The 6425-nt window shown below is 75.3% G+C and carries 4 protein-coding genes; 1 reads left to right on the forward strand and 3 read right to left on the reverse strand.

What is annotated here, in order from left to right:
* The 3 genes from lipA to I6A81_RS45605 form a co-directional block, all read right to left on the reverse strand.
* Positions 1-1032 (reverse strand): lipoyl synthase, encoded by a 1032-nt coding sequence (gene lipA / locus I6A81_RS16915; RefSeq protein ID WP_203006058.1) that lies wholly within the window; start codon positions 1030-1032, stop codon positions 1-3.
* Positions 1029-1724: a lipoyl(octanoyl) transferase LipB gene (gene lipB / locus I6A81_RS16920; RefSeq protein WP_203006059.1), complete on the reverse strand. Its 696-nt coding sequence runs from the start codon at positions 1722-1724 to the stop codon at positions 1029-1031. Before lipB ends, lipA begins: the two co-directional genes overlap by 4 nt.
* Positions 1725-1843: 119 nt before the next feature.
* Positions 1844-2575, reverse strand: a complete 732-nt coding sequence (locus I6A81_RS45605) for a Type 1 glutamine amidotransferase-like domain-containing protein (RefSeq protein WP_203006060.1) — start codon at positions 2573-2575, stop codon at positions 1844-1846.
* A 492-nt stretch (positions 2576-3067) separates the two neighbouring features.
* On the opposite strand from I6A81_RS45605, the gene I6A81_RS16930 reads away from it, so the two are divergent.
* Entirely contained in the window at positions 3068-5290 is a 2223-nt protein-coding gene (locus I6A81_RS16930) for a protein kinase family protein (RefSeq protein WP_238430426.1), read from the forward strand.
* Positions 5291-6425: the final 1135 nt, after the last annotated feature.

Here is a 6425-nt window from a genome sequence, read left to right on the forward strand (position 1 = left end):
TCAGGCGCGCGCGGGGACGTCCGCGGCCACGGCATCCCCCGCCGCCGGGCCGGTCACGGCGACGGGCTGGCTGCGCGCGGCGATCGCCTGCTGGTAAAGGCGGCCGGCCCGGTACGACGAGCGCACCAGCGGGCCCGCCAACACGCCCGCGAAGCCCATCTCCTCCCCGCGGCGGCCCCACTGGACGAACTCGTCCGGCTTCACCCAGCGCTCGACCGGGTGATGGCGCGGGGTCGGCCGCAGGTACTGGGTGACGGTCAGGAGGTCGCAGCCGGCGGCCAGCAGGTCGGCCATCGCCGCCTCGATCTCGTCATCGGTCTCGCCGAGCCCGAGGATCAGGTTCGACTTGGTCACCAGGCCGGCCGCCCGGGCGGCGGAGATGACCTCGAGCGAGCGCTCGTAACGGAACGCGGGCCGGATCCGCCGGAAGATCCGGGGAACGGTCTCGAGGTTGTGCGCCAGCACCTCCGGCGCCGCCCCGAACACCTCCGCGAGTTGGTCCGCGTGCCCCCCGAAGTCGGGGATGAGCACCTCGACACCGGTTCCAGGAGAGGCGGCGTGCACGGCGCGCACCGTTTCCGCGTACAGCCAGGACCCGCCGTCGGGCAGGTCGTCCCGCGCGACCCCGGTGATGGTGGCGTAGCGCAGCCCCATCGTGCGCACCGACTCGGCGACCCGGCGCGGCTCGTCGACGTCGAGCGGGGTGGGCCGGCCCGAGTCGATCTGGCAGAAGTCGCATCGGCGGGTGCAGACGTCCCCGCCGACGAGGAAGGTCGCCTCCCGGTCCTCCCAGCACTCGTAGATGTTGGGGCAGCCGGCTTCCTGGCACACCGTGTGCAGGCCCTCGGACTGGACCAGGGCGCGGATGTCGGTGTACTCGGGCCCGGTGCGCAGCCGGGTCCGGATCCACGGCGGCTTGCGCTCGATGGGCGTGGCCGCGTTGCGCGCCTCCAGCCGCAGCAGGGGGCGCCCCTCCGCGGCGACCGGGGCGCCCGCGGTCCTCGGCTGGGTTCCCGGGGAGGTCACACTCATGCCGGCACCCCCGCGGGCTCGGCGGCGGTCGGGAACGCCGGCAGGACCGCCCCGTCGCCCGGCGACGGGTGGCCGCCGGCCAGGTAGGCGTTCAGGTGCGCCAGGACGTGCCGCTCGACGACCGGGCGCGCCTCGGCGACGGTGACGGTCCGCCCGAGCTCGCCGGAGAGGCTGCCGACGCCGGCGTCGGTGATCCCGCAGGGCACGATCCGGCCGAAGGCGCGCAGGTCGGTGCAGCAGTTCAGGGCGAAGCCGTGCGAGGCGACGCGGCGGCGCACCCGGATGCCGATCGCGGCGAGCTTGCGCGCGTCGTCCAGGGTCCAGACACCCGAGCGCCCTGCGACGCGGTGGGCGGGCACCCCGAACTCGGCGCACACCGCGATGAGCGCGTCCTCCAGCACCCGGACATAGGCGACGACGTCGAGCGGCTTGGGCAGCGCGATGATCGGGTAGCCGACCAGCTGGCCGGGGCCGTGCCAGGTGATCTTGCCGCCGCGGTCGACGTCCACGACCGGGGTGCCGTCCAGCGGGCGCTCCCAGTCCTCGGTGCGCCGGCCGGCGGTGTAGACGTCCGGGTGCTCCAGCAGGATCAGCGTGTCGGCCGCCTCGCCGACGTCCCGTTTCTCCGCCAGCTCACGTTGCAGGTTCCACGCCTCGACGTACGGCACCACCGGCAAGCGCAAGACGTCCACCTGACGAGACTAACCCCGCGTCACGACGCGTTCCGGCCCACCGCGGGCCGTCCCGGCTGTGCCGATCGCCACTCGGGATCTCCCGGCGGCCGGCACCACGGTACGCGCGCCGCCGGCGCTCAGCCCCGGGGCTCGGGGAGCCGGCGCGGCTGGACGGCGGTCTCCACCACCGTGCCGTCGGCGCGGAGCTCGACCCGCCAGGCCCGCGCGTCCGCCCGGTCGGCCACCGCCTCGACCAGCTCGGTGCCCCGGAAGTGCAGGCCGACGCCGTCGTCGGTGGCCCAGCCCGCGGGCAGGACGCCCTCGCCGACGAGCCGCTGGTAGAGCGGGCGGCGGCCAGGCTCCGAGTTGTAGTGCGGGGTGTTGCTGTACGGCAGCAGCGCCAGCCCGCCCGTCACCGGCCGAAGGTCCGGCCCGAACGAGTCCGTGGTGCCGCCGACGTGCCAGCACAGCGACCCGGCCGAGACCCCGGCGAGCACCACTCCGGCCCGCCAGGCCTCGGCGAGGATCTCCGGCAGCCCGTGGACCCGCCAGACCGCGAGCAGGTTCGCGACGCTGCCCCCGCCGACCCAGATCACGTCCTGGCCGAGCAGATGCGCGCGGACGTCGCCGACGTTCGGCATCGGGAACAGCGCCAGATGGGCGGGCCGCACATCCGGGCGGTCGCGCGCCATCGCCGCGTACCAGCGGGCGTAAGCGGCGGAGTCGTCGCCGAGCGCCGTCTCCAGCAGGCATACCCGGGGCCGTTCGCCCGCGTCGGACAGCGCGATCGCGTGCTCGATCAGCGGCCCTATCCGGGCTCCGTACCGGCCGTCGGAGCGATAGCCGCCGCTCGTCGCGAGGATGTTCACCGCTGGGCTCCCGTCTAGGGCGGTCGGCTCAAGGTCGCCCAGGGGCGACCATCCGGACCTCCCAGATCGACTCCGCGAGCTCCGTCGATCCGGCAGGAACCCCGGCTCCGCCTGCGGGGCGCTGGCGCCCCGAGCGACCTGGTGCCGGGTCGGACCTGGGACTGGGCTGTTACCTGGTCCACGGTAGGCATCTCGGTTGGGTTTCGTCCGTGTGGGTCGCGTTCGTGGGTGCCGGCGGGCTGGTCGCCGGCGCGGCCCAGACCTACCGCTTCGCCTTCGGGGCGCTGGGCGCCCCGCGCGACCTGGTCTCCGGGGCGGACCTGTGGGACTGGGCCGCGGGGTCCGCGGTCGGCATCCTGGGTGGGTTTCGGGCGCGTGGGGCGCGGGCGGGTCATCGGTGGGTCTGGTCGCTGGCAAGAAGTTATCCACGAGCCCTGCGAAGAACCCGACGAAGCGGCCACAACCGGCCTAGCGTCACGTTTCGTGACCTCCATGCACGGATCCGGGACGGAACCTCCCCACCGCGATGGCCTGGGCGGCGAGCCGCTGGAGCTCGGCGCCATGCTCGACGGCTCGCCGTCGGCCTCCCCGGGCGGCGCGGAGCCTGCCGCGCCCGGTGGCCCGAGCGAGTCGGAGGCCGGCGCCACCCGGAGGCCCCCGTCGGTGCCGGGGGTGGAGCTCGCCGGCTGGCCGGGGGACGCCGGCGCGGGCGAGGTCTGGGCCGGCATGACGGAGCCCGCCGGAGAGCCATGCGTGGTCCGGCTGGTCCGGCTGCCAGCGGCGGCCGACCCGGTCCGCCGCCGGCAGGCGGTCGCCGCGGGGCGGCGGCTGGCCGAGCTGCGCCACCCACACCTGGTGCCGGTGCTCGCGGTGGAGGAGGTCGACGACGGTCTCGCGGTGGTGATGGAGCGGGTGCCGGACGCGGTGAGCCTGCGTCGGCTGCTCGCGGCCCGCGGCCGGCTGGAGCCGGGAGAGGTGGTCACCGTGGGCCTGCCGGTCGCGCAGGCCCTGGCGGCCGCGCACGCCGCCGGGCTCGGGCACGGCGCGCTGCTCCCCGTCGACATCCTGCTGGAGCCGAACGGTCGCCCGTGGCTCGCCGGGGCCGGCGTCGTGGCGCTTGGCGCGCTCGTGACCGGCGGCGCGGGGCCGAACCCCGCGGCCGACGTGTATGACCTCGCGGACCTGCTGCTCGACACGATGGCGCGGGCGACCGGGCCGGACGCCGCGGCGGTCGCGGTCGCGGTGGCGACCGCGCTGGTGCCCGACCCGGCCAGGCGACCGAGCGCGGCGGAGCTCGCCGGGAGCCTCGCGCACAGCGCCCGGCCGCTGCCCGTCCAGATGATCAGCCCCCCGCCGCCGGTACCGCCCCCGGGGGAGGAGGACTTCCACTCGTCCGCTGACCCGCGTCGGCTCGTGCCCGCCGCCGACGCGGCCCACTCCGGCGCGGACGAGGGCGACGAGGCTGGCGAGGCCGACGAGGGCGACGAGGATCCCTACGTCGACGCCCACGCCTACGCGGACGGCGCCGAGTATGCCGACATCCACGTCGACGGGACTGCCTTCGCGGAAGGTACTGCCTACGAGGACGGTGCCGCCCACGCCGGCGGTCTCGCCTATGCGGACGGCGACAGCGCCGACGAAGGTGTCGTTCCCGGCAACGGCGTCGGCTGGGACGACGAGCCCGGCGCGCCCGCCTACGGCGCGGGTCCTGACGCGGATCTGGACGAGGGCCCGGGCGTCGACCGGGCCGGCGACGTGGCTGAGGCCGTCGTCGTCGGCGGGCCCGACGAGCCCGCCGCCGGGCGGACGGTGGTCGAGGGCGCGGTCGTGGACATGGATGTCCTGCCGGCGCTGCCACCCGGGCCTGGCGAAACCGTTCCGCGAACGCGGCGGGGGCCGTCGGGCCAGCCCTCCCGGCCGTTCGCGGACCGCGGCACGGGCCGGTGGGACGGGGCGGGCTTCCCGGGCCGGAAGTCCGGCGGGCGCTCGGGCGGGGGTTCCACCCGGACCGGTGACCGGGAGGCCGGCGGCTCGGGGGGCGGGCGCGGCGGCCACCGGCCCGCGGGCGGCCGGCCCGGCGCACGCGCGCTGCGGCAGGGCAGCCGGGGCGCGCGTGCCGGCCGGCGGCTGCCTGGCTGGCTGCTCGGGGTGACCGCGGCCGTGGGCCTGGCGACGGTGGCGGTCGCCGTCGTGCTGCTGAGCGCGTCCACGGGAGGCGGGTCCGGGGACGGGGCGGGCGCCCCGGTGCCGGGCGTGGGCAACGGCCAGGTCTCGGCCACCGGCGGGGCGACGACGGTGCCGTCCGGGAGCCAGGCGGCCACGACGCAACCGCCTGAGGAGCGGTGGCGGGCGGTCCTCGCCGAGCTGGCCCAGGCCAGGAGCCTGGCCTTCGAACAGGCGGACGAGTCCCTGCTCACCGGCGTCTACCAGGACGGCACCGCGATCCTCGCGCAGGAACAGGCGACGATGCGCCAGATGGTGGACAACGGCGGGCACGTCTCGCGGCTGACGTCGAGGATCCTCGAGCTGACGATCGTCGAGGAGGAGCAGGACCGGGCCGTGCTGCGGGTCACCGAGCAGCTCGACCCGTATGACTTCCTGGACGGGGACGGGCAGGTGATCGCGCACGCCGACGGCAAGGAGTTCCGCCGCGACCTGACCCTCGCGCGCACCCCGTCCGGCTGGCGCATCGCCGGTGGCGTCGCGGCCCCCTGACGGCGGCGGGTTTCCTGCTCCCCGGCCCGCTGGCCGGCTTTCGTCCGCGCCCGTGTCCTTACCCGCTGTTGTGGTCGTGGCGACGGGATCGTGCGACCATGGCGGAACTCTCGCGGCGATCACCCGGTCCACCACCGGGCGGTCGCGCCGATCAGGCGGAGATGAGCGTTATGGGTACATCTGGGCCGATGGGCCTGGGGTCCTTATGCCGTGTGCTCCGCGCGCCATCCGCCCCGGGCCGCGGAAGTGCGAAAGTATGCGGGTCGTGCATGCCGAGGCGGCCCTCCTGTTCGGCCAGCCTCGAGACCGGTCGCGGTGATGCCCAGAAAGATGACCGCCAGACCCGTCAGCAGCGGCGCTACCGCGCTGTCACGTGGCGCGGACCCGTCGTGGGATGGCGTGGTCGCCGTCGAGCGGTGACGCCGAGAGGTGGTGAGTACATGCGGGTGGCGACGCGCGAGGCGCGAGCCGCCGGCGGGTGGCGTCGGGGCGCGGAGCCTTCTGGCGTCACAGGTTCCAGGACGGAAAGGATCCCAGGGATCCGCGTGAGCGGACCGCCGCGGGGAAGGGCCTGTCTGTGGGTGAACGTCCCGGGCCCGCGGCGAGGCCGATCGAAGGTCGGCCAGCGGACTGCCCCATCGCGACGACTTGTGTCGTATCCTTGAGGGCGAAACCTCGCCACTATACTACATCACGGTAGTTCGGTCAATAGCATCGGTGTCAAGAGCATTGGTTCGGCCAACCGCCCAAACCCGGCCGCCTGGCACGGCCTGGTGGTCGAACCACTGAAGAAGAGTGGGCCAGAGGAGGTGCGATCTTGATAATTGAGTGCGCATCCCCCGGTCTTGGCCCTCTGGGCGATTACTGTAGGTCGGTCGATCACGCCGGATCGGTCCATCATCGTCATTCCGGCAACTGGATTCGGGAGGGGTGGCGTTGACACAGCCCGCGACACAGCCTGTCACGCAGTCCTCGGGGCAGCCGTCCGCGCAGCAGCCCGGCGCCCAGGGCGCGGGGCAGCCGGCGGCGCAGGCCCCTCGGCAGACCACGAAGGGTTCGCCGCGTCGGGGCGCCCCCGGGGGCCCCGGGCGCCCCCCCCCGCCCGCCGGGGCCCCCCCCCCCCCCCCCGCCCCCC

Origin of the sequence: Frankia nepalensis, assembly GCF_016786325.1 — a bacterium.
GTDB lineage: Bacteria > Actinomycetota > Actinomycetes > Frankiales > Frankiaceae > Pseudofrankia > Pseudofrankia nepalensis.

Bases quoted from the DNA above. Each gene is read 5' to 3' on its own strand.
- lipA (WP_203006058.1), bottom strand. From the start codon at position 1,032: ATGAGTGTGACCTCCCCGGGAACCCAGCCGAGGACCGCGGGCGCCCCG.
- I6A81_RS16930 (WP_238430426.1), top strand. From the start codon at position 3,068: ATGCACGGATCCGGGACGGAACCTCCCCACCGCGATGGCCTGGGCGGC.